General features: G+C 62.9%; 21 protein-coding genes. 11 read left to right on the top strand and 10 right to left on the bottom strand.

What is annotated here, in order from left to right:
• Positions 1–239: 239 nt before the first annotated feature.
• From ATO9_RS14815 to ATO9_RS14805, 3 genes are all read right to left on the bottom strand, one after another.
• The gene (locus ATO9_RS14815; protein ID WP_043750741.1) at positions 240–545 is read right to left on the bottom strand and encodes a hypothetical protein; all 306 of its coding nucleotides are present in this window, start codon (positions 543–545) and stop codon (positions 240–242) included.
• A 100-nt stretch (positions 546–645) separates the two neighbouring features.
• Positions 646–921, bottom strand: a complete 276-nt coding sequence (locus ATO9_RS14810) for a hypothetical protein (RefSeq protein WP_043750737.1) — start codon at positions 919–921, stop codon at positions 646–648.
• Positions 914–3712 (bottom strand): [protein-PII] uridylyltransferase family protein, encoded by a 2799-nt coding sequence (locus tag ATO9_RS14805; RefSeq protein WP_043750733.1) that lies wholly within the window; start codon positions 3710–3712, stop codon positions 914–916. Before ATO9_RS14805 ends, ATO9_RS14810 begins: the two co-directional genes overlap by 8 nt.
• Positions 3713–3786: 74 nt before the next feature.
• Between ATO9_RS14805 and ATO9_RS14800 the strand changes: the two genes are divergently transcribed.
• The 5 genes from ATO9_RS14800 to ATO9_RS23540 all read left to right on the top strand — a co-directional run bounded on the left by ATO9_RS14800 (position 3787) and on the right by ATO9_RS23540 (position 6769).
• Positions 3787–4254 (top strand): YbaK/EbsC family protein, encoded by a 468-nt coding sequence (locus tag ATO9_RS14800; RefSeq protein ID WP_043750730.1) that lies wholly within the window; start codon positions 3787–3789, stop codon positions 4252–4254.
• A 107-nt stretch (positions 4255–4361) separates the two neighbouring features.
• Positions 4362–4823: a DUF2852 domain-containing protein gene (locus ATO9_RS14795; protein ID WP_043750726.1), complete on the top strand. Its 462-nt coding sequence runs from the start codon at positions 4362–4364 to the stop codon at positions 4821–4823.
• 73 nt (positions 4824–4896) lie between these two features.
• Positions 4897–5346: an RDD family protein gene (locus ATO9_RS14790; RefSeq protein WP_043750723.1), complete on the top strand. Its 450-nt coding sequence runs from the start codon at positions 4897–4899 to the stop codon at positions 5344–5346.
• A 215-nt stretch (positions 5347–5561) separates the two neighbouring features.
• Positions 5562–6380 (top strand): arginyltransferase, encoded by an 819-nt coding sequence (locus tag ATO9_RS14785; RefSeq protein ID WP_043750721.1) that lies wholly within the window; start codon positions 5562–5564, stop codon positions 6378–6380.
• A complete protein-coding gene (locus tag ATO9_RS23540; RefSeq protein ID WP_052418346.1) occupies positions 6380–6769 on the top strand; it encodes a hypothetical protein in 390 nt (129 codons plus the stop codon). The genes ATO9_RS14785 and ATO9_RS23540 overlap by 1 nt, the downstream gene beginning before the upstream one ends.
• A gap of 76 nt (positions 6770–6845) precedes the next feature.
• On the opposite strand, the gene ATO9_RS14775 is transcribed toward ATO9_RS23540, so the two are convergent.
• The 3 genes from ATO9_RS14775 to ATO9_RS14765 all read right to left on the bottom strand — a co-directional run bounded on the left by ATO9_RS14775 (position 6846) and on the right by ATO9_RS14765 (position 11269).
• A complete protein-coding gene (locus ATO9_RS14775; RefSeq protein ID WP_043750718.1) occupies positions 6846–9200 on the bottom strand; it encodes a TRAP transporter large permease in 2355 nt (784 codons plus the stop codon).
• Between the two features lie 12 nt (positions 9201–9212).
• Positions 9213–10106, bottom strand: coding sequence for a TRAP transporter small permease subunit (locus ATO9_RS14770; RefSeq protein ID WP_043750715.1), 894 nt, complete (start codon positions 10104–10106; stop codon positions 9213–9215).
• 77 nt (positions 10107–10183) lie between these two features.
• A complete protein-coding gene (locus tag ATO9_RS14765) occupies positions 10184–11269 on the bottom strand; it encodes a TRAP transporter substrate-binding protein (protein ID WP_043750712.1) in 1086 nt (361 codons plus the stop codon).
• Positions 11270–11875: 606 nt separating this feature from the next.
• Here ATO9_RS14765 and ATO9_RS14760 point away from each other — a divergent pair.
• Together ATO9_RS14760 and ilvN are read left to right on the top strand one after the other, a co-directional pair.
• Positions 11876–13630, top strand: coding sequence for an acetolactate synthase 3 large subunit (locus ATO9_RS14760; RefSeq protein WP_043750709.1), 1755 nt, complete (start codon positions 11876–11878; stop codon positions 13628–13630).
• Positions 13631–13662: 32 nt separating this feature from the next.
• Complete coding sequence (gene ilvN / locus ATO9_RS14755; protein ID WP_043750706.1) at positions 13663–14229, top strand: acetolactate synthase small subunit; 567 nt, start codon at positions 13663–13665, stop codon at positions 14227–14229.
• Positions 14230–14252: 23 nt separating this feature from the next.
• Here the strand turns inward: ilvN and ATO9_RS23535 are convergent, their stop codons facing one another.
• Positions 14253–14657 carry a hypothetical protein gene (locus ATO9_RS23535; protein WP_052418345.1) on the bottom strand — a complete coding sequence of 135 codons (405 nt, stop codon included), beginning with the start codon at positions 14655–14657 and terminating at the stop codon, positions 14253–14255.
• Between the two features lie 534 nt (positions 14658–15191).
• On the opposite strand from ATO9_RS23535, the gene ATO9_RS14745 reads away from it, so the two are divergent.
• A complete protein-coding gene (locus ATO9_RS14745; RefSeq protein ID WP_337588281.1) occupies positions 15192–15707 on the top strand; it encodes an XRE family transcriptional regulator in 516 nt (171 codons plus the stop codon).
• A gap of 18 nt (positions 15708–15725) precedes the next feature.
• Here ATO9_RS14745 and ATO9_RS14740 read toward each other — a convergent pair whose 3' ends face one another.
• The gene (locus tag ATO9_RS14740; RefSeq protein ID WP_043750704.1) at positions 15726–16871 is read right to left on the bottom strand and encodes a pyridoxal phosphate-dependent aminotransferase; all 1146 of its coding nucleotides are present in this window, start codon (positions 16869–16871) and stop codon (positions 15726–15728) included.
• Between the two features lie 62 nt (positions 16872–16933).
• On the opposite strand from ATO9_RS14740, the gene ATO9_RS14735 reads away from it, so the two are divergent.
• The 3 genes from ATO9_RS14735 to ATO9_RS14725 are packed head-to-tail and all read left to right on the top strand — an operon-like array spanning position 16934 to position 19693.
• Positions 16934–18250 (top strand): M48 family metalloprotease, encoded by a 1317-nt coding sequence (locus ATO9_RS14735; RefSeq protein WP_052418344.1) that lies wholly within the window; start codon positions 16934–16936, stop codon positions 18248–18250.
• Positions 18251–18269: 19 nt separating this feature from the next.
• A complete protein-coding gene (locus ATO9_RS14730) occupies positions 18270–19019 on the top strand; it encodes a DsbA family protein (RefSeq protein WP_043750699.1) in 750 nt (249 codons plus the stop codon).
• Complete coding sequence (locus ATO9_RS14725) at positions 19019–19693, top strand: thioredoxin domain-containing protein (RefSeq protein WP_043750697.1); 675 nt, start codon at positions 19019–19021, stop codon at positions 19691–19693. The genes ATO9_RS14730 and ATO9_RS14725 overlap by 1 nt, the downstream gene beginning before the upstream one ends.
• A gap of 3 nt (positions 19694–19696) precedes the next feature.
• Here the strand turns inward: ATO9_RS14725 and ispG are convergent, their stop codons facing one another.
• The gene (gene ispG / locus ATO9_RS14720) at positions 19697–20824 is read right to left on the bottom strand and encodes a flavodoxin-dependent (E)-4-hydroxy-3-methylbut-2-enyl-diphosphate synthase (RefSeq protein WP_043750694.1); all 1128 of its coding nucleotides are present in this window, start codon (positions 20822–20824) and stop codon (positions 19697–19699) included.
• 90 nt (positions 20825–20914) lie between these two features.
• On the bottom strand, positions 20915–22165 hold the full coding sequence (locus tag ATO9_RS14715) for a helix-turn-helix domain-containing protein (RefSeq protein WP_043750692.1): 1251 nt from the start codon (positions 22163–22165) through the stop codon (positions 20915–20917).
• Positions 22166–22350: the final 185 nt, after the last annotated feature.

The raw sequence follows: 22350 nt of genomic DNA, 5'->3' as shown, positions 1-22350 counted from the left end.
CTGGGCTGGAGGCGGGTGCTGCCCTTCTCGTGAACGGTAACATTCCGGTGGCCTTAAGCAAATCCGAGGGAGCTGGCTCTGTCCGGACCGTGGTTCGGTTACCCGGCGCCCACCTGTATGAACAGGTCCTCGGGAATGCGTCTACCAAACGGTCGCGTGCGGGCCCGCCGCTTTCACGCAAAACCCAATGCGATCAGGGGCTTGCCGCCCCCGACCCTCGCCCGAATTTCACTGGGATTTCACTGGCGCGGCTTCGCCACCGCCCGCACCATGGCCGGGATCCGCGTGGCAACCGGCACCTTGCGGCCGCCTTTCGGGCCGCCATCGTCCTTCATCTGCATCACGGCAATGCCGAACTGCACCCCGGCAAAGACGATGCCGTTGAAGAACCACATCAGGAACAGCGCCATGTAGCCATCGCTGGACCCGGTCACGAGGTGGCGTAACCCACCGATATCAAAGGCAATAAGGGCACCGACAAAGATTGCGGCAATGACGAAACCGATGGCCACGTTGACGATGTAGAGACGGATGAGCTTGGGCATGGCAGCCTCCTGACTTTGCCCCATCATATCACAAGTTCGGAATACATCAAAGCGCGGGTTGTCGCAGGGCGTCACCCTTTGCAATCAAGGGCTTGGCCCCTCAATGCGACATGCGCCCGGCCCGTCCGCCGCGCCGGCCAGAGATCGGCATGGCCTGCACGCCCTCCTGCATCAGCGCGGTCATCGGATGATCAGGCGCGCCCTCGCCATATTCCGCGATCAGCGCGGCCAGCGCATCCCGCGCCGTGACGCCTTCGGGCAGGCTCAGCGCCCAATCCACCAGGATCGAGCGGCATTCGGCCTCCCCGATCCCGTCGATCCGATAGCTCTCTCGGATCAAGCCCTTGGGGTCGTTGGGGTTTTTCGCGTTACTCATCGGAAGGTTCCTCCTCGTCCAATGCGCCGTCCAGGATCGTGCCGGCCCGGTCTCGCAATGTTTCTATCCGGTCCTGAAGGGCTGCGGCACCCTCTGCGCCCGTATCCCGCATCAGCATCTCGCAGCCCCCCTGGCCCAGCGTCTCGGGGTCCAGCGGCTGATCGGTCAGCAACTTGGCCGTCAGGTTGACGACCCAGAAAAGCGTCCAGATCTCAGTCAGTTCGGTGGCCTCGCCCTCGCTCAGCCATCCGGCAGAGGTCGCCGCCGCCAACCCCTCGCCGACCGCCGCGACGGGTCGGCCCGCTGCCAGCGCCCCAGCCTGGGCCATCAACTCGATCTCCTGCATCCGTCCCCGGCCGATCTTCATCTCCCACGGGCCGACCCGACCCTTCGCCGCCTCGATCCGGGAGCGCATCTTGCCGACATCACGGCGCAGGTCCGCGACCGCGCGCGATCGGGACAACACCTTGATCCGACAGTCATTTACATCCTCGCACAGAGCCTCCGGCCCGGCCACGGGACGGGCCAGGGTCAGCGCCATATGCTCCCAGGTCCAGGCCTCGTTCTGCTGGTAGCTGCGGAAGGCCTGCAACGACGTGGCCACCGGCCCCTGGTTGCCCGAAGGCCGCAGCCGCATATCCACCTCGTAAAGCCGCCCGGCAGCGGTCGGCGCGGACAGCGCCGTGATCAACGCCTGGGTGAGCTTTGCGTAGTAAGTCCTTGCGGGCAAAGGTCGTTTCCCCTCGGACGCCTCGACCCCGTCGGCATCGTATATCACGATCAGGTCCAGGTCCGAACGGGCATTCAACCGCCGTGCGCCGAACGATCCCATGCCCAGAACCATCGCCCCGCGGCCCGGGCATTGGCCATGACGGCGGGCAAAATTCTGCTGCACCACGGGCCAGAGCGCCGACAGAACCGCATCCGCCAGATCGGCATATTGTGCCGCGGCCTCCTGCGGGGCGATCAACCCGCGCAGGTGGTGCACGCCGATGCGGAAATGCCAGTCCTTCTGCCAGCGCCGCGCGGCGTCCAGCCGGTTCTCGTAATCGTCCTCCGCTGCCAGGACGCGGGTCAGGTCCTCGGTCAGCGCCACCGCCCCCGGCCATTCGGCAAAGAACCCGCCGCCGATCACCGCATCGAAGACCGACGAATTCCGCGACAGGTAGCGTGCCAGGTCCGGCGCAGTGCCGGTGATATCCCCAAGCAGATCAATCAGTTGCGGATTGGCCTCGAAAAGGGAGAAGAGCTGCACCCCGGCGGGCAACCCGGCCAGGAACCCGTCGAAGGCCGTCAGCGCCTCCTCCGGCCGGGCGGCACGGCCAAGAGCGGACAGCAGGCGCGGACGCAGGCGCTGGAATATCTCCTGCGCGCGGGTCGACCGCAGGGCCGGATAGCCCCGCCACCGCGCCACCAGCTCTGCGTCGATTTCGAAATCGGGCTCCGGTTCGGCGGCGTCCGGGCGGCCCGGCGCCTCGCGGGCAAAGAAGGCCTCGCAGGTGTCGTGCACGTCCTGCAAACGCTCCTTCAGGTCGCGACGGAAGGCGCCCGGGTCCATGTCCGACAGGGCCGCGATCCGGTCCAGCCCGTCCTCGTTGGCCGGCAGGGCGTGGGTCTGAGCGTCGTTGACCATCTGGATCCGATGCTCGACCTCGCGCAACACCCGGTAATGATCGGCCAACCTGTCCGCCAGGTCCCGGTCGATCCAGTTGCGGTCGGCCAGCCGCGACAGGCTCTCCACCGTGCCACGCAGGCGCAGCGAGGGGTCGCGCCCGCCGGCGATGATCTGGTGGAACTGGGTGAAGAACTCGATCTCGCGGATGCCCCCGCGCCCCAGTTTCATGTCATGCCCCGGCAGGGTGATCGCGCCGTGATGGCCCTTGTGATCGCGGATCGCGCGGCGCATGTCATGGGCGTCCTGAATGGCCGCGAAATCCAGGTGACGCCGCCAGACAAAGGGCCGTAACGCCTCGATAAATCGCGCGCCGGCCTCAAGATCGCCAGCCGAGGGGCGCGCCTTGATATAGGCGGCGCGTTCCCAGGTCCGGCCCAGGCTTTCGTAATACCGCTCTGCCGCCTCCATGGACACGCAGACGGGCGTGACCGACGGGTCGGGCCGCAGCCGCAGATCGGTGCGGAACACGTATCCCTCCCCGGTGATATCGCTGAGCATCGCGGCCATGTTGCGGGTCGCGCGGATATAGGCCGGGCGCGCCTCCTGAAAGGCGTCATCGTCGAACCGGGCATCGTCGAAGAGCGCGATCAGGTCGATATCGGAAGAATAATTTAACTCCCCCGCCCCCATCTTGCCCATGGCGAGCGTGACCATCCCGGCGCCGGTTTCCAGGTCGTCCTCGCTCATGCCGGGGATCTTGCCGCGCAGCACGAGCGGGCGCAAAGAGGCCTTGAGCGCCAGGTCGCTGGCCAGATCGGCAAAACGCGTCAGACGTCCGGTCACCTCGTGCAGGGGCCAGACACCGCCCAGATCGGCCAGGGCGATCAGCAACGCGATCCGCCGCTTGCCCTGGCGCAGCGCCGATTTCAGCCCATCGGGAGGGACCTCGCGCAGGCGGTCGAACTCGGCCTCCATCGCCGCTTCGGGATCGTCCAGCGCGGGGGCGATCCAGTCGGTCTCCTTCTGGAGAAGGCCCAGCAGGTAAGGGCTGGACCCGCCGGTACCGGCAATCAGGTCGCCCACAGGGCCAGACAGGTCGAGCACGGCGCGCGCATCGGCGGCACGGTCCGGGTCTTGAGGGCGGGGGCAGCGGGTCAGGCGGTCGAGGAAATTCATGGCTGGACATTCCACCCAAGGGACAGGACCGTCAATGCCGCATTCGACGCCAATTGAAGAGGATACGAACCGGGATGAGCAAGAGCATGAAGCGTGTGAAACGCGCCCTGGAAGAGGCCGGGATCGAAACGGAAATCCGCGAACTGGGTCAGGCCAAGACCGCGCAGCAGGCCGCCGATGGCGTCGGATGCGAGCTGGACCAGATCGCCAAGTCGATCATCTTAGCCGGGGTCGAAACCGGCCAGGCGCTTCTGTTTCTCACCGCGGGCGGCAACCAGGTGGATGCCGACAAGGCCTCGGCCATTGCGGGGGAGCCGCTGACCAAGGCCGATGCCGCGCTGATCCGGGCGCAGACGGGCTTTGCCATCGGCGGCGTCGCGCCGGTCGGTCATATCAACCCGATCCGTGCCTGGATCGATCCAAGGCTGCTGGAATTCGAGGAAATCTGGGCCGCAGCGGGCACACCGCACCATGTTTTCGCATTGAAATCGGCGGTCCTACCGGAAATTTCCGGTGCGCAAACAGCTGATTTTACGACATAAGTCCAGAAATGTAAAAAACCTTCACATCACCCCTTGCGAAAGGCGGGTGGGGTTCCGATCTAGGTAATGTGAAAGCAATTCACATCACAACCAAAACGGAGACCTCAATGACCCCCGCCAACGCAACTGCCTATTCCGGACATCAGACTGCCCCCATGGGCTGGCTGGCGAAATCCGAAGCCTGGCTCGACAGCAAGGGCAAAGGTGCCTGGATCGCTGCGATGGTCCTGGGCTTTGTCTTCTTCTGGCCGGTCGGCCTCGCCCTTCTCTTCTACATGATCTGGAGCAAAAACATGTTTCGCAAATCCTGCAACCGTTCCTCCCGCAGCTATGAAATGCGCCGGTCCGGTCACGCGGCGATGAAAACCAGCGGAAACACGGCCTTCGACGCCTACAAGACCGAAACCCTGCGCCGCCTGGAAGAGGAACAGGAACAGTTCGAAAGCTTCCTGGAGCGCCTGCGCGACGCGAAGGACAAGGCAGAGTTCGACCAGTTCATGGATGAACGGGCCCGCAAGACCCGTGAAGAAAGCCAGGACGAAACCCGTCGCGAAGACGAAACCGCCTGACCCCGGGTTGAACCTGACCCGAAGAGACACGACAAGGGGGCCCTCGGGCCCCTTCCATCCACCGGAGACCATCATGCAAGCCGAACCCTGGGCGATCCCCGACCCTGATTACCAACCCGAGTTTTACGCCGACATCCCGGTCAAACGCCTGTTGGCCTGGATCGTGGACAGCGTCCTCATCATGGGCGCGGTGCTGCTGATCCTCCCCTTCACCGCCTTCGTGGGCCTGTTCTTCCTGCCGCTGATGTTCCTGCTGATCGGCTTTGCCTATCGCTGGATGACCCTGTCGGGCGGATCGGCGACACTGGGCATGCGGCTGATGGCGGTCGAGATGCGCGACGGCTACGGTCAGCGTTTCGACACGGCGACTGCCTTCCTGCACACGCTGGGCTATACCGTGTCGCTGGCCTTTCCGATCCTGCAGATCATCTCGATCGTGATGATGCTGATGGGGCCGCGGGCCCAGGGCCTGACCGACAATGTCCTTGGCACCGTTGCGATCAATCGCCGCGCCGGAATGTGACAAAGCGATATCTCGCCTACATCTACACGCACGTCCGGAACCTCTCCGGGCGTGATTTCGTTGGCCGGGACACCCTGGCAGGAGAGGATCGAAATGACGCCCGGACTTCGCACATTTCTGTCACCACCGACGCGCATTGCGCGAACCCTTTGACAATGTGACGCGCATATGTATCGTTCGAAACAACACGCTCTTGATCCTCAAACACCTTTTCTATGCGCCACACTCTTCCGTTAACGCCGCAGTTTTACGTGACGGCCCCACAGCCCTGCCCTTATCTAGAGGGTCGGATGGAACGGAAGCTGTTCACATCGCTCAGTGGCGACAATGCGGATCGCCTGAATAACAGCCTTTCAAAACAAGGGTTTCGCCGATCCCAGAACGTACTTTACCGCCCGTCCTGCGCCGATTGCGCGGCCTGTCTGTCCGCCCGGATCGACGTGGAGGCCTTTGCCCCGTCGAAAAGCCAGCGGCGCGCGATGAACCGCAACAAGGAGCTGAAACGTCTCGCGACCTCGCCCTGGGCGACGGAAGAACAATACGAATTGTTCCGCGATTACCTGGATGCGCGTCACGCCGATGGCGGCATGGCCGATATGGACGTGTTCGAATTCGCCGCGATGATCGAGGAAACTCCGATCCGGTCGCGCGTCGTTGAATATTCCCATCCCGAACGCGGATTGACCGGCGTGTCGCTGACCGACGTCTTGGATGACGGGTTGTCGATGGTCTATTCCTTCTACGACCCCGACCGCGCCAATGACAGCCTGGGCACTTACATGATCCTCGATCATATCGAGATCGCCCGCGATGCCGGCCTGCCCTATGTCTACCTGGGCTACTGGGTCCCCGGATCGCCCAAGATGGGCTACAAGGCCAAGTTCAAGGGCGTGGAGCTTTATGTCGGCGGCAAGTGGCAGAAGATGCGCGACCCGGCCGATTACGACGCGGAACGCCACCCGCTGAAGACCGACCCGATTGCGGAACAGGTCGCCAATATCTCTCTGCCAGACCTGCGGACCCCCTTCGGGTGATGAATGCCGGGAGCGATGGCTCCGGCCAGATCGAATTCCGCCGCTGGGAAACCCCGGTCGAAACGCTTCGTTTCGATATTCTGAATGTCACGCAAGCCGTGGACAATTCCGTCACCGTCCGGGTCGAAACGGCCGAGGGCGGCGTCACCACCTTTGCCTTCTCCGACGTGCTGGGCCTGCGGGTGCAGGACGAAGGCGGGCTGACCCAACTTTGGGTCGCGCGGTCAGAGGCCGTTCAGGGATGTGCCACCTTCATGGTGCGCAATCACGCCTGGGCCCGCGAAAGCCCCCTGACCTTCCTTGCGACCGATGGCTGGTGCTTCGTGCTGACGACCGACGACACCTGCGTCGAGGTTGTGTGCGGCACCGCCCCGACGATCAGCACCTGACATTTCCACCCTGACGCACAAACGAAAAACCCCGGGCGCCCGGCCCGGGGTTTTCTTTGTTTCCAACAGGTCCCGATCAGTTGCTGATCAGGTCCGGCACGATGGCGACGATGCCCGGTGCGAACCACAGCAGCGCCAGACCGACCACCTGGATCAACACGAAGGGGATGATCCCGCGGTAGATATGGCCCGTCGTCACAGACGGCGGCGCGACCCCGCGCAGGTAGAACAGCGCAAAGCCGAAGGGAGGCGTAAGGAACGAAGTCTGAAGGTTCACCGCGATCATGATCGTCACCCATTTCGGATCGAAGGAGCCGCCGTAGATGACGGGGCCGACGATGGGCACGACGATGTAGATGATCTCGAGGAAGTCGAGCACGAAGCCCAGCACGAACAGCACCAGCATCACGATCAGGAACACTTTGAATTCACTGTCGAAGCTGCGCAGGAATTGCTGGATGTAATGCTCGCCCCCGAAGGAGATCACCACCAGGTTCAGCAGCTGCGACCCGATCAGGATGGTGAAGACCATGGAGGTCACCTTGGCCGTTTCCCGCACGATCGGCTGCAGCACTCCGTTCCGGTACAGCACGATACAGCCGTAGATCAGACCGATGCCCGCGACCATGTAGGCGAGATAGGCAAACAGGAACCCGATGCTGTTCTCGACGGTCACGACTTCCTGGTTCATCCGCAGGTCGAAGTTGATCCCGATCAGCAGCAGCGCGGCCAGGGCCAGGGTCGCCCAGATGATCATCTGGCCGGAATTCCCTTCGTCCTTCAGCTTGCGATAGGCGGCCAGCATGATCGCACCGGCGGCGCCAAGGGCTGCAGCCGGGGTCGGGTTGGTGATCCCGCCCAGGATGGAGCCCAGCACCGCGATGATCAGGACCAGCGGCGGAAAGACGACGCGGATCAGGTCATTCTCGGCCAGTCGCGCCGCGGCGTGCCTGAGCGACCAGAAACAGATGGCCAGCGGGATCAGCAGGATCACGACGCGCGTGCCCCCGGAGGTGTTCGGCCCGATGGCCACGAAATCCAGCGCGAAGGCCAGCGCGACGCCCAGCATCCCGATGGCCAGCGGCGTGCTGGAGGCCGAGGGCTTGATCCCGCGGGCAACCGCGAGGGTCAGCAGGATCATCCCGAAGAGCGTCGCAACGCCGGACCCGATGGGCGCGGCATTGGCGGTGGCGGCGGCGCGCGCCTCGACCAGCTCTTCCTCGGTCAGTTCGCGGCTTTCCTCGGTCCCGCCGCTGGCGGCCAGCGCCTCGCGGGCGGACACGGATTCGTCCCAGCGGTCCTGGCCGTGCAGCTCGATCATCGCGTCGCGGCATTCATCGCTGACATTGGTGCGCAACGCGTCCAGCCTGTCGACCTGGGTGTAGTTCGACACGGTTACGTCCTGCGACCCGACAAGGCCAATCTGCCCGGCCCCGATCAGGCCGAAGATGATCAGCACCGGCACGGCGAGGAACCAGGTCAGGCCTTCGCTGCGGGTGATGACCTCACCGTCCGTTTCTTCAATATGGACGGCCGGGGCCTTGGACGGATTGAACATCGCATAGCCGAAGGCATAGAGCGCATAGAGCCCGGCCAGCAGAATCCCCGGCAGCAGCGCCGCCTGGAACAACGTCCCGACCGACACGACCGCGGGGCGGCCAAGATAGGTCAGCGCGTCGGAACAGCCAAAGCTCTGCGCCCGGGTTTCCTGCGCAGCCGAATAGAGGTCACCGGCCAGCGTGCCCAACAGAACGATCACGATCGAGGGCGGAATGATCTGCCCCAGCGTGCCCGACGCGGCGATGACGCCGGTCGACAATTCAGGCGAATAGCCGTTCCGCAGCATTGTGGGCAGCGACAGCAGCCCCATCGTCACGACCGTTGCGCCGACGATCCCGGTGGAGGCGGCGAGGAAAGCACCGACGACGACAACCGACACGGCCAGGCCGCCCGGCAGCGGCCCGAAGACGCGCGCCATGGTGGTCAGCAGGTCGTTGGCGATTTTCGAACGTTCCAGCGTGATGCCCATCAGGACGAACATCAGCACGGCCAGCAGCGTCTCGATCGACTGACCGGCAAAGACGCGCTCGTTCATCCGGTTGACGATAAAGGAAATATTCCGGTCCATCGCGGTTTCCCAACCCCGATCGAAGATCGGCTGGGCCACGCGCGGCAGGTCCGGATATCGGAAGATTGACACCGCGTCGGGTTTGACCCCCGAATTGATCAGGTCCCGATAGGCCGTGGACCCGGCATCAATCGCCTGGTGGATCAACAGCCCCTGGCTGTCGAGCCACGCGATCACCGCGAAGGAGATGAGACCCGCACCGGGAATGGCGAAGGCCACAGGAAAACCTGACAGGATCCCGCCGAACAGGCTGAGGAAAACGATAATCAGGCCAATTTCGACGCCGTCTAATCCGAATAGCATGCCCGGGGTCCCTTAATGCGTGCCTTCATAGGCTTCTTCGCCCTCGCCCAGCGTGTCGCGGTCGAGGTATTTGTCTTGGCTCTCTTCGCCTTCCATGAACTCGAGGAACGAGCGATAGAAGAAGGCCATGGCCTGCAGGAAGACCAGCGCCACGAAGGCCAGGATGAGGATCTTGAACAGGAAATAGGCGTTGAACCCGTCCGGGCTGAACCCCGTACGTTCGACGTTCCATTTCACGATCCGCGCCTTGCGCAGCATCAGGTCAAGCTGGTCAGACGCCGAAACCTTGGGGGTGATCAGGTGCCGCCACAGGAAGTACCAGGAATACATCCAGGTCAGCACCGCCACCGGCATCATGAAGAAGAGCGATCCGAACATGTCGATCACCTTCTTCGCGCGGTGCGAGACGCCCGCGTAGATCAGGTCGACCCGCACATGGGCCCCCTGCACGAAGGCGTAGCTGACGCAGAGCGCGACAACCGCCGCGTTCCAGATCTTCAGCCCCTCGGTGTACCAGGTCAGCGAGTAGGTGAACCCGATGCCCAGCGGGCTGAGGGTGATCTCGCCCAGGCGGAAGATCGATTGCAGGAAGATGATGATGACCTGCTGACCCACCATGATGAGACCGGCCCACGCGGCGAGGCGGCCAATGAAATTGGCAAAGCCTTCCAGCCCGCGGACCATGGCCCACATGAATTTTCGAAAGATGATACCCAGCACCGTCAGAACGATGAAGATATCGAGAACCGCGAAGAAGAACTCCTGCGACCCGCCATAATAAATGAAGCGGATCAGGCTTTCCTTGTTCGACCAGTCCAGCCACAGCCCCGGATGGGTCAGCGCATAGAAGATATTGTAGAAACCAAGGCCCATCTCGGTGACGAGCCAGATCAATCCGTTCAGCATGAGCCATCCCCCCGGAACGTAAGGTGCGCGCGAATTACCGCGCGCACCCGAAGTTTTCAATGGGCTTTAAGAAGCCATTACATCCCGTTCACGCGGGACCGCTGGGCCACGTAGGTGGAGTCGGACACGGAGGTCCAGCCGGCGGTCGCGTTCATCGATGCTTCTGCGGATTCACGGATCTTGGCGAAGATTTCGTCATCCATGAAGCCGTCCAGAACGGTCTTGGAGGCCGCGCCGAATGCATCCCACACGTCGGGGGTGAATTCGTGCACCTGGGTGCCGCCGTCCTTCAGACGCTGCAGCGCCGGGCCGTTATTGGCGATGAACAGCGAGTAGTTGTGCTGGTGCGCTTCGGCGGCAGCAACCTCGATGATCTTCTGATGCTCGGGCGACAGGCCTTCGAACACGGACAGGTTGGCCGCGACGGACAGGGCCGCGCCCGGCTCGTGGAAACCGGCGGGGTAGTAGTGGTCGCAGACTTCCTGCAGGCCCAGCTTTTCGTCCGACCAGGGGCCGATCCATTCGGTCCCGTCCAGCGCGCCGGTGGACAGCGCCTGGTAGATTTCGCCGCCCGGCAGAACCTGCACGGAAGCGCCCAGTTCGGCCAGTGCCTTGCCGCCGAGGCCGGGCATACGGAACTTGAGGCCCTTGAAGTCGTCGGCAGAGGTGATTTCCTTGCGGAACCAGCCGCCACCCTGCGCCGCGGTCTGACCGGCGAGGAAAGATTTCAGGCCGAAGATTTCGCCCAGCTCGTGGTGCAGTGCCATGCCGCCATCGGCATAGTACCAGGTCATGATTTCCGGGCCGGTCATGCCGAAGGGCACGGCGGTGAAGTAGGCAAAGGCCGGGTGCTGACCGACGAAGTAGTAGTCTGCACCGTGGTACAGGTCCGCCTGGCCTGCGGTCACGGCATCGAACACTTCCAGCGCGCCGACGAGTTCGCCTGCACCTTTCGGGTCGATGATCAGCGAACCACCGGACATTTCGTTAACGTTATTGGTGAAACGCTCAACCGAGTCCCACACGCCGGCAAGTCCGCGCGGCCAGGTGGTGACCATGGTCAGCGTCGTCGCACCCTGTGCAATCGCCGGTGCGGCCAGCGAAGTCGCGGCAACGGCGGAGCCACCAAGGGCAGACGTCTTCAAGAAAGAACGACGATCCATCTTTTTCCTCCCAACAGATCAAAACCGGACATCAAAGTCCCCGTCCGGCCATTCGAGTGCGGCCAAACTACATATGCCGGGGGCTAGCGCAAACACTTTCTTTGTCAATTGACGCAAGGATTTACATGCCATTTGCACGCGTTGCGGCACTGCAGCGAAAGGCATTTTGCGGATGCATAATAGCTGCCCCCAAAGCTGACCGCTGTCAGCCCGGCGGGGGACGCGTTCCCCTGCCACTCTGCCCTTCACGGAGGGCCCGGAAAATCGCTGAGTCTCTGCTTGGCAGCACCTCAAGAGCACCCTTTATCGCGGAATCGCAAAGATTTTGCGTCTTGCGCGCAACTTTTGGAAAGATTTTTTGCCTTTCGGGACATTTTTGCGTCCGAATTGCGGTTGACCTCGGGGCCGCGACTCCATAAGCATCCCCTATCAATTCGAAGGAGCCCTCTGGCATGACCAAACTGGTCGTAATCGTAGGAATAAGGCGCATGGGCCGGTAACACCGGGAACCAGATCAGACCCATGCGCCCCCGGACACCAGACCGGGGGCTTTTTTGTTGGCGAGACCTGCCACCCAGGATGGGCGGCGCGAGACGGAGAAAATCGATGGCACGTCAGATGAGCGGTGCAAAAATGGTGGTTCAGGCCCTGAAGGATCAGGGTGTGGACACGGTATTCGGCTATCCCGGCGGTGCTGTCCTGCCGATCTATGACGAGATTTTCCAGCAGAACGACATTCGTCATGTCCTGGTCCGCCATGAACAGGGCGCGGTGCATGCCGCAGAGGGGTACGCACGGTCCACCGGCAAGCCCGGCGTCGTCCTTGTGACCTCCGGCCCCGGCGCGACCAACGCGGTGACCGGCCTGGCCGATGCACTGCTCGACTCGATCCCGCTGATCGTCATGTCGGGCCAGGTGCCGACCTTCATGATCGGCTCGGACGGATTCCAGGAGGCCGACACCGTCGGCATCACCCGCCCCTGCACCAAGCATAACTGGCTGGTGAAGGACACCGACGCGCTGGCCAAGACCCTGCACGAGGCGTTTCATGTCGCAACCCATGGCCGTCCCGGCCCGGTTCTGGTCGACATTCCCAAGGACGTGCAATTCGCCACGGGCACCTACAACCCGCCCGCAAAACCCGGCACCCTGCGCTACCAGCCGCAGGTGAAGGGCGACATGGAGGCGATCACGGAACTGGTCGAAGCGCTTGAAAACGCCAAGAAACCGATCTTCTACACCGGCGGCGGCGTGATCAATTCCGGCAATGCGGCGAGCCAGCTGCTGCGCGAGCTGGTGGATGCCACCGGCGCGCCGATCACCTCGACCCTGATGGGGCTGGGCGCCTATCCCGGTTCGGGCAAGAACTGGCTGGGGATGCTGGGGATGCACGGTCTCTACGAGGCCAACATGGCGATGCATGATTGCGATCTGATGATCAATATCGGCGCCCGTTTCGACGACCGGATCACCGGCCGCATCGACGCGTTCAGCCCGCGGTCGACCAAGGCGCATATCGATATCGACCCGTCCTCGATCAACAAGGTGATCCGTGTCGACATCCCGATCGTCGGCGACGTGGCCCACGTGCTCGAGGACCTGCTGAAAGTCTGGAAATCCCGCGGCCGCAAGATGAACCGCGAGGCGATCGAGGCCTGGTGGAAACAGATCAACGAATGGCGCGCGGTGAATTGCCTGACCTACAAGAATTCCGACAAGGTCATCAAACCGCAATACGCGCTGCAGCGCCTGGAAGAGCTGACCAAGGGCCACGACCGCTACATCACCACCGAGGTGGGCCAGCACCAGATGTGGGCCGCGCAGTTCCTGACCTTCGACGATCCGAACCGCTGGATGACCTCGGGTGGCCTCGGCACGATGGGCTATGGCTTCCCGGCCTCCATCGGCGTGCAGATGGCGCACCATGATGCACTGGTCATCAACGTCGCCGGTGAGGCATCCTGGCTGATGAACATGCAGGAAATGGGCACCGCCGTGCAGTATCGCCTGCCGGTCAAGCAGTTCATCCTGAACAACGAGCGTCTGGGCATGGTCCGCCAGTGGCAGGAATTGCTGCACGGTGAGCGCTATTCCTCCAGCTGGTCCGAGGCCCTGCCCGATTTCGTCAAGCTGGCCGAGGCGTTCGGCGCGAAGGGCATCCAATGCTCGGACCCTGCCGACCTGGACGATGCGATCATGGAGATGCTGAACTATGACGGCCCCGTGATCTTCGACTGCCTGGTGGAAAAGCACGAGAACTGCTTCCCGATGATCCCGTCGGGCGAGCCGCATAACAAGATGCTGCTCGGCGAAGCCAAGACCAAGGACGCGATCAAGGAAGGCGGCGCGGTTCTCGTCTGAGACCGCCCTGCCCCAGATATCCGGAGACAGACATGAACGCTCTGCACATCAAGAAAGGGTCGACCAAGCATTCGGCCTACAACCTGCGTCCGAACTTTTCCGACGTGATCGAAACCCATACCCTGGCTGTCCTCGTCGACAACGAGGCGGGGGTTCTAGCCCGCGTGATCGGCCTGTTCTCGGGGCGTGGTTACAACATCGAAAGCCTGACCGTGGCAGAGGTCGACCATAACGGTCACCTGTCGCGCATCACCATCGTCACCCGCGGCACGCCGCAGGTGATCGAACAGATCAAGGCCCAGCTGGGTCGCATCGTTCCCGTGCACGAGGTTCACGACCTGACGGTCGAGGGCCCCTCGGTCGAGCGTGAACTGGCACTGATCAAGGTGCATGGCGACGGTGACAAGCGGGTCGAGGCGCTGCGTCTTGCGGATATCTTCCGCGCCAACGTGGTGGACAGCACGCTCGACAGCTTCGTGTTCGAAATCACCGGCGCGCCGGAAAAGATCGACGCTTTCGCCGATCTCATGCGTCCGCTTGGATTGTCGGAAATGGCGCGGACGGGCGTCGCCGCGCTTGCACGCGGGACGGCCGCCTAAAAATTAATCTAGTTAACGTCACGTTATGACCGGGTTCCGGTCAGACGTGGCGCAGGGTCCTGACGGCCATTTCGGCGGCGCATCGCCCCGCTGGCCCGGAACGGAATAATCTGCGCCGTCGCGTCCCGCGGCGGCGCCATCATTTGTGGCTCAGCCATGCTCGGGCCTGTCGGCTCCGCCGCTGCGACCGTATCGAGTGCCGACGCCAATGTCGGGTATTCCTGCTCGGCCACAACGCTTGGGTTTATGGCCTTGCGGATCTGGCTATCTATTTGAAGTTCAAAACAAACCAGATCGCCGGGCGCCAGCCCAGGACAATCGTCCATATCGCGTCCGCCTTTATCGACAAAAGCCAGATCGCCATGGTCCTCACACCAGATAACCGCCTGACGGTCATCTGCATCACTCCACAATACGACACCGTACATTTCGCACCTCGTCGGATCCCGTTCCCTACAGTTCCAGTGTGTGGAAAGCGTTGGCGTCCGCACATTACCAATCATGTGCCTATCTTTGAAATTTTGTGTCGCGTCAAAAAGCAAATGTCGCTATAACGCAAATTGTTGACGCCAAATAACGTCAACACGCGTAAATATTGTTGCTGGTTAGCGTCACAGCAGGAAGAAACACTACAATAAGAAGCGGAGCACGGACATTTGTCGCGATCTGCCAACAATGGGAGTCAGACCCCAACTGACCCGGTCGAAATACGGAACATCTTTGGCGCGAATCTGCGTCTTCTGAGCTCCGAATATCCTTCAATTGCGGGGCTTTGCCGTGAACTCGGCATCAACCGGACGCAATTCAACCGGTATCTCTCAGGGGAAAGCTTTCCCCGACCCGATGTGCTGCATCGGATATGCACTTTCTTTGGAAAGGACGCCCGAATCCTCCTGGAGCCGGTCGAAGCCGTACCAGATTCGGGTAGCGAGCTGCTGAACCATCCCGCTATCCGGGATTTCATGGGGCGCAACTCCACCCAGGTGCCAGAGGACATGGTGCCTTCGGGGCTCTATCGCTTCTCCCGGCGCTCCTTCGTGGATGACAGCCTGGCGATGCTGGGGATGCTCCTGGTCTTCCGCGAGGACGGGTACACCTTCCTGCGCGGCTACGAGGCCAAGGACGCCATGGCGCAACAGGGCCTGCCGACGACGGGGCCTGCCCGGGAATTCCGTGGGATCTTCCTTCAACAGGAGGAAGGCGTGGCCAACATCGCTGCGCGGCGCGGGTCCATCACCTGCTCCTACCAGTTCCTGTCGCGGTATCCGTCCATGGATGGACACTTCCTGGAAGGCTATTCCGCGCGGTCGGTGCGCGAAACCGTGCGGTCACGCCGCGTGGAGCGGACCGTCTACGAGCATATCGGCACCAACAAGAAGCTGATCCGTGAAACGGCGGAACAGGGCGGGCTGATCCCTCACGATCAGCTCCCCCGGTTCCACCAACGTCTTCTCAGGATCGACGAACCCTTCCGCTGAAGGGCGCACCGCGCGGCGTCAGTTGCGTCGCGCGGTGAACTTGGCCAGGCGTTCCATGCCGTCGGCGATATCACTGGTATCGGCGGCGTAGGACAGGCGCCACATGGTGGCCCCCCGCTCAGGATCGAAATCGATGCCGGGCGTGACGGCGACGCCCTCCTCTGCCAGGAAATCCTTGGCAAGGCGCAGCGAATTGTCGCCGAGATGGCTGATATCGGCATAGACGTAGAACCCGCCATCCGGCGGCGCGAAGCGCTTGATCCCGGCTGCTTCCAGACCGTTCAGCACGATCGCGCGGTTGCGCTCATAGGTCTGAACGTTCTCTTCCAGCTCGTCCCGGGCGCTGAGCGCCCCAAGGGCCGCGATCTGGCTGGCATGGGGGGCGCAGATGAACAGGTGCTGCGCCAGTTTCTCAACCGGGCGCACCATCTCTTCGGGCAGGACCATCCAGCCGACCCGCCAGCCTGTCATAGAGAAGTATTTCGAGAAGGAGTTGATGACGATCGCATCATCCCCGATCTCAAGCGCCGATACGGCCCGCTCGCCGTAATGCAGCCCGTGATAGATCTCGTCCGAGATAAAGGTCGTGCCGGCCTCACGGGCGGCATCCATCAGGCCTTCCATCCGATCGCGGTTCAGCATCGTCCCCGTCGGATTGGCCGGAGAGGCGACCATCACCCCGTCGAGCCCCGCATCGGTGATCTGATCCGGGCGCAGCTGGTAGCCATCCTGCGGTTCGGTCTGGATCAGCTCAGGCTGCAATCCCTGCGCCTTGAGGATCTGGCGGTAGGACGGATAGCCCGGGCTGGCGATGCCGATCCGCTGGCCGGTATCGAACAATGCCGAAAAGCACAGAACGAAGGCGCCGGATGACCCGGGCGTGATCAGGATCCGGTCAGGATCCAGATCGACCCCGTACCAATCCTTGTGAAGGTTGGCGATTCCCTCGCGCAGTTCGGGCAGCCCCGGGGTCAGCGTGTAGCCCAATGCGTCTTCGTCCAACGCCTTGGCCAGCGCCTTGCGCGCGGTGGACGGGGCGGGTGTGCCGGGTTGTCCGACTTCCATATGGATCACATGGCGGCCTTCGGCCTCAGCTTCGGCGGCCATGTGCATGATGTCCATCACAATGAAGGGATCAACGTCCCCTCGTCTTGAAACCTGCATATGCATCTCCGAAAGTATCGTCACCAATTCAACGGAGACGCGTCTTGAGGTCAATTGCACGAGTGGTGGTTATTCTGTTTGCGACACTATTCGTCGCAGAACCGCGTAATGCCTCAGCAGCCACCCTGATCCGGGACGCCGATATCGAGCATTCGTTGCAGCAACTGGCCGCCCCCATCCTGCGGGCTGCGGGGCTAAGTCCTTCGCGTGTCGGGATTTATGTCGTGCAAGATCGTAATCTCAACGCGTTCGTGCTGGATAACAGCGGGATCTACATCCATTCCGGCATGATCCTGCGGCTGACCCGGGCTGCGGAATTGCAGGCCGTGATCGCGCACGAGGCCGCCCATATCGCCAACGGCCATATCGTCCGCCGTGGTGTCAACGCGCAAAGCGCGCGCAACGTCGCGCTGCTGGGCATGGCGCTGTCTGCCGCCGCAGGTGCCGCCACCGGCCAGGGCGCTGCCGCCGCTGGCGTCGCGCTCGGTGTCGCGTCATCATCGCAACGTGTCTTCTTCGGCCATACGCGGGCCGAGGAAAGTGCCGCCGACCAGTCGGGCATCCGCTACATGGCCGCCGCCGGGGCCGATACCAGCGGCGCCGTATCCGTGATGGAGCTGTTCTCCGGTCAGGAGGCGCTGCCGGAACGTCGCCAGGACATCTACGCTCGGTCCCACCCCCTGTCCCGGGACCGCCTGCGCACGCTCAAGGGGCTGGCCGCCAGCTACAAGAAGGCCACGAAACCGGATCCGGCGATGGAATATTGGTTCGATCGCGCCAAGGGCAAGCTATCCGCCTTTACGCGCAATCCGAAATGGACCTTCCAGCGCAGCAAGGAAAGCCCCGCCGCCGATGTCCGGGCCATGCGCGAAGCTGTGGCCTTTCACCGCCTAAACCAGACCGGCAAGGCCCTGGCCTCGCTGGACCGGGCTCGTGCCGCGCGACCGGGCGACCCCTATTACGATGAACTCCGCGGGCAGATCCTGATGGAAAGCCGCAATTGGGGCGCAGCCGCCAACGCTTATGCCGCCGCCGCGCAGAGGGCACCGCGCAATTCGTTGATCCTGGCAGGCTATGGCCGCGCCCTTGTCGCCCTGGGCGGACAGCAGCGCTACCAGCAGGCCGTCGGCTACCTGGAACGCGCCACATCCAGCGACTGGCGCAACGACCTGGCCCTGCGCGACCTGGGCACCGCCTATGCCAAGCTGGGCAATCGCGGGATGGCGGCCTTGGTCACAGCCGAGGGCCACGCCCTGCGCGGACGCACCAAGGAGGCCCGGATCCTCGCCCAGAGAGCCGCCGATATGCTGCCGCGCGGATCTGCCGGTTGGCGGCGCGCGCAAGATGTGTTGAATGCAGTCAAGAATGCCAAGAACTGACCCTTTACCGGAGAACGCCATGACCCGTCTCGCCCCTCTCGCTCTTGCTGCGGGACTGACCCTCGCCCTGCCCGCTCAGGCCTTCGACGTCACGCAGATGAACGACGACGAACGCGCCGCCTTTCGCGCAGAGGTTCGCAGCTACCTGATGGAAAACCCCGAGGTCATCCTCGAAGCCGTCAACGCGCTGGAGGAACGCAACCAGCAGGCTCAGGCCCAGGCCGATGTGGACTTGGTCAAGGACAATGCCGACGCGATCTTCAATGACGGGTTTTCCTGGGTCGGCGGCAATCCCGATGGCGATATCACGGTCGTCGAATTTCTCGATTATCGTTGTGGCTATTGCCGGAAAGCCTTCGAAGAGGTCAATGAGCTGATCGCCGATGACGGCAATATCCGCTTTGTCGTCAAGGAGTTCCCGATCCTCGGCCAGGCATCGCTGGACAGTTCGCGTTTTGCCGTGGCGACCAAGATGGTGGCAGGCGACGAGGCCTACGAGATGATGCATGACGCGCTGATGGGCTATAACGGCGCCACGGACGAGGCCGCCCTGTCGCGCATTGCAGAAGGTCTGGGCCTGGATGCCGAAGCCATCGTCGCCAAGCTGGATGATCCCGCCGTGGCCGATGAAATCGCCGAAACCCGGCGCCTTGCCAATATCCTGAAGGTCAGCGGAACGCCGACCTTCGTGTTCCAGGACCAGATGGTGCGCGGCTACGTGCCCCTGAACGCGATGGAACAGATCGTCGAAGACCAGCGGGGCGGCTGATGCGCTGGCCGGCCATTCTGGCGGTGGCGGCCTTTCCGGCCGCTGCCGAGCCTGCCGGCCTCGACATGACACGCGAGGAACGGGCGGCGTTCGGGAAAGAGGTCCGCGCCGCCGTCCTGTCCGATCTCACCCCGATCGACCGCGCCCTGAACCCGCCGCCCATCGACCTGTATGGTCAGAACAGGGAGGCCGACCTGAAGCGGCTGGAAGACAGCGAGGCGGTCTTTGCCCCGACCCCGCGTGGCATTGGCGCCGACGACCCGCGCCTGACGATTCTCTTCTTCGAAAGCTTCCCCTGCGCCGAATGCAGCGCCGCCTGGGCCGATCTAGAGACACTGGTCGCTGGCCATCCCGATATCCGGGTCGAGCCGCGCTTTGCCGACGCAGGCGGCCCAGCACAATTGCTGCTGTCGCTGCTCGATCACCAGGGGCCTACGGCCTACCACGCGGCACGGCTGGCACTTCATGCCCTGCCCGACGCAACGCCCGATAGCCTGGCCGCGCTATCCCGCGACAAAGGATGGGTCCAGGACCGCATGCTGCGCCTCGCCCCAAGACGGGAGGCAGAGGCATTTGCCCGGCTCGATCTGGACACGACCCCCAGCTATGTCTTTCCCGACATGATGCTGCGCGGGTCCATCCCGTTGGTCGTGCTGGAAAAATACGTGAAGTAGGGATTATTCAGCGGCGTCGGGTGTCGCCTCGGCCTCGATCTCGGCCGCGCGTTTCTCGACCAGTTCGACGATGTGATCGACCATCTGGTCGTTGGACATCTTGTGGCTTTGCGCACCCGCCATGTAAACCATGCCGGACCCTGCCCCGCCGCCGGTGAACCCGACATCGGTCAGCAGCGCCTCACCCGGACCGTTCACGACGCAGCCGATGATCGACAGGGACATCGGGGTCTTGATGTGCTCCAGCCGCTCTTCCAACACCTCGACGGTCTTGATGACGTCAAAGCCTTGCCGCGCGCAGGACGGGCAGGAGATGATGTTGACCCCGCGATGGCGCAGGCCCAGCGACTTGAGGATCTCGAACCCGACCTTGACCTCTTCGACCGGATCGGCAGACAGCGACACGCGCAGCGTGTCCCCGATCCCCATCCACAGCAGGTTGCCTAGGCCGATCGCGGATTTGATCGTACCGGACATCAGGCCGCCCGCCTCGGTGATCCCGAGGTGAATGGGCGCATCGGTGGCCTCTGCCAGCTGCTGATAGGCCGCAGCGGCCATGAAGACATCGGAAGCCTTCACGCTGATCTTGAATTCGTGGAAATCGTGGTCCTGCAAGATACGGATATGGTCGAGACCGGACTCCAGCATCGCGTCGGGGCACGGTTCGCCGTATTTCTCAAGCAGGTGCTTTTCCAGCGACCCGGCATTCACGCCGATCCGGATGGAACAGCCGTGATCCTTGGCAGCCTGCACCACTTCGGCCACGCGCTTGCTGTCACCGATATTGCCCGGGTTGATCCGCAGGCAGGCCGCACCGGCCTCTGCCGCCTCGATGGCGCGCTTGTAGTGGAAATGGATATCCGCAACGATCGGCACCGGGCTTTCGCGCACGATTTCTTTCAGGGCCTTGGTCGCCGCTTGATCGGGCGTGGAAACCCGGACGATGTCCGCCCCCACATCCGCCGCGCGCTGGATCTGGGCCACGGTCGCCGCGACATCCGACGTGTCGGTGTTCGTCATCGTCTGAACCGATATCGGGGCACCCCCACCTACCGGAACATTGCCGACCATGATCTGGCGGCTTTCGCGGCGGTCGATATTGCGCCAGGGGCGCACGGGATTGTGGGACATGTCTGCCTCCTGCCGGTGACACGCTTCAGATAACGTGACAAAGGCCCCGGGACAACGGGGCCTTGTGCAAATTCCCGTGCTCGGGCGGGATCAGTCCTGCGGGACCTCAAGCTGCTGCGCCTTGGCCAGCATCACCTCCTCGGCAACCGGGTCGGCCGACAGGTCGGCGACCGCGTAGCTTTGCGTCATCGCGTCTGCGGACAGTGCCAGATTGCGGATGGTCGAGGTGCCGGGGCCCAGCGGACCGCGCAATTCGCCATCGACGGAGGCATAGAGCGAACCGGACATGCCGGCGCGCAGGGTCGGCGGCTCTTCGGTCAGCGGAACGGTGTATTCTTCGCCCGCATCGAGGATTTTTTCGAAAACGACGGTGCCATCGGCGGCGCTGACACGGACCCAGGCGGGACGTACGGCGACAAGGGTGACACCCGGCCCCATGGCTTCGGTCACCTGTGGCGTGGTCGAGGTTTCGGCCTCTTCCTCGTCCAACCCGAGACCGGCAAGCGCGGCTGCCACGGCGCGGTCTTCGGCGGAGCCGACCTGGGCGGGCTCTTCCTCGGTGCCTTCGACAAGCGTGCCAACCTGGCGCGGGTCGAGGGTCGAGATCGGGGCATCACGTGCCACCAGCACCGGCACGTCCAGTGCTTCGGGGCGATAGAGACGGTCCAGGCCTTCGGCGGGTTTCTCGACCGACATCGCCACCTGCGGCCCCTGGTCGGAGCCGGAGACGGTCGGCGCGGCCTGGATCGGGTCCAGATCGCTGAGGACATCCGGGGCCTGTTCAACGGGGGCGAACTGCACGCGCTGCACTTCGGTCAGGATCGACCAACCGCCATAGCCAAGCGCACCGATCAGCGCGATCAGAACCGCGACGGAGCCCAGGGCACCGGGTTCGATCCGCGACAGCACACTTTCACTGACGGGCACAAAAGGCGTGGCAGACCCGGTCAGGGGATCGGCGCCAAGGCCCTTCTTTACGATCGGCTCTTCCTTCTTGCGGTTGCCGGAGGCCTCCTGAGACATGCCATGGGCCGTCTGGAAACCGCTTTCCGCACAGAATTGAGCGAAGGCCGCGTCGGGATCGAGATTCAGGTAACGGGCATAGGACCGCACATAGCCGGCAATGAAGCCCGGCGTTTCGAATGCGTCGGGATCGCAATTCTCAATGGCGGAGATATAGGAGGCCTTGATACGGAGTTCACGCTGCACATCGAGAAGCGATTTGCCCAGCGTCGCGCGCTCGCCGCGCATCATGTCGCCGAGCCTCACTTCGAAATCATCAAATCCCTTGGGCTGGGCCTCATCCTGCTCCAGCTTAGGTTTCGATTTGCGCCACATCATCTCGCTGCCCCGTCGTGCGATTGTGCCGACCCGTTATCACCCCGATTCGAGTCCTGCCCTTTGTTTACATGACCCTAACACGATTCAAGTTGTTTTCCACAAAAACGCTTAACATTGGGGGTCATCAGCGCCGAGACGCCGAATGTTGTGTCGCAATTAACGAAATAAGGGATTTTCGAGCGGCG

The organism is Pseudooceanicola atlanticus (genome assembly GCF_000768315.1).
Taxonomy (GTDB): domain Bacteria; phylum Pseudomonadota; class Alphaproteobacteria; order Rhodobacterales; family Rhodobacteraceae; genus Pseudooceanicola; species Pseudooceanicola atlanticus.
The sequence above is the reverse complement of the archived record's forward strand: the minus strand, read 5'-3'. Positions and strand labels throughout refer to the sequence as shown.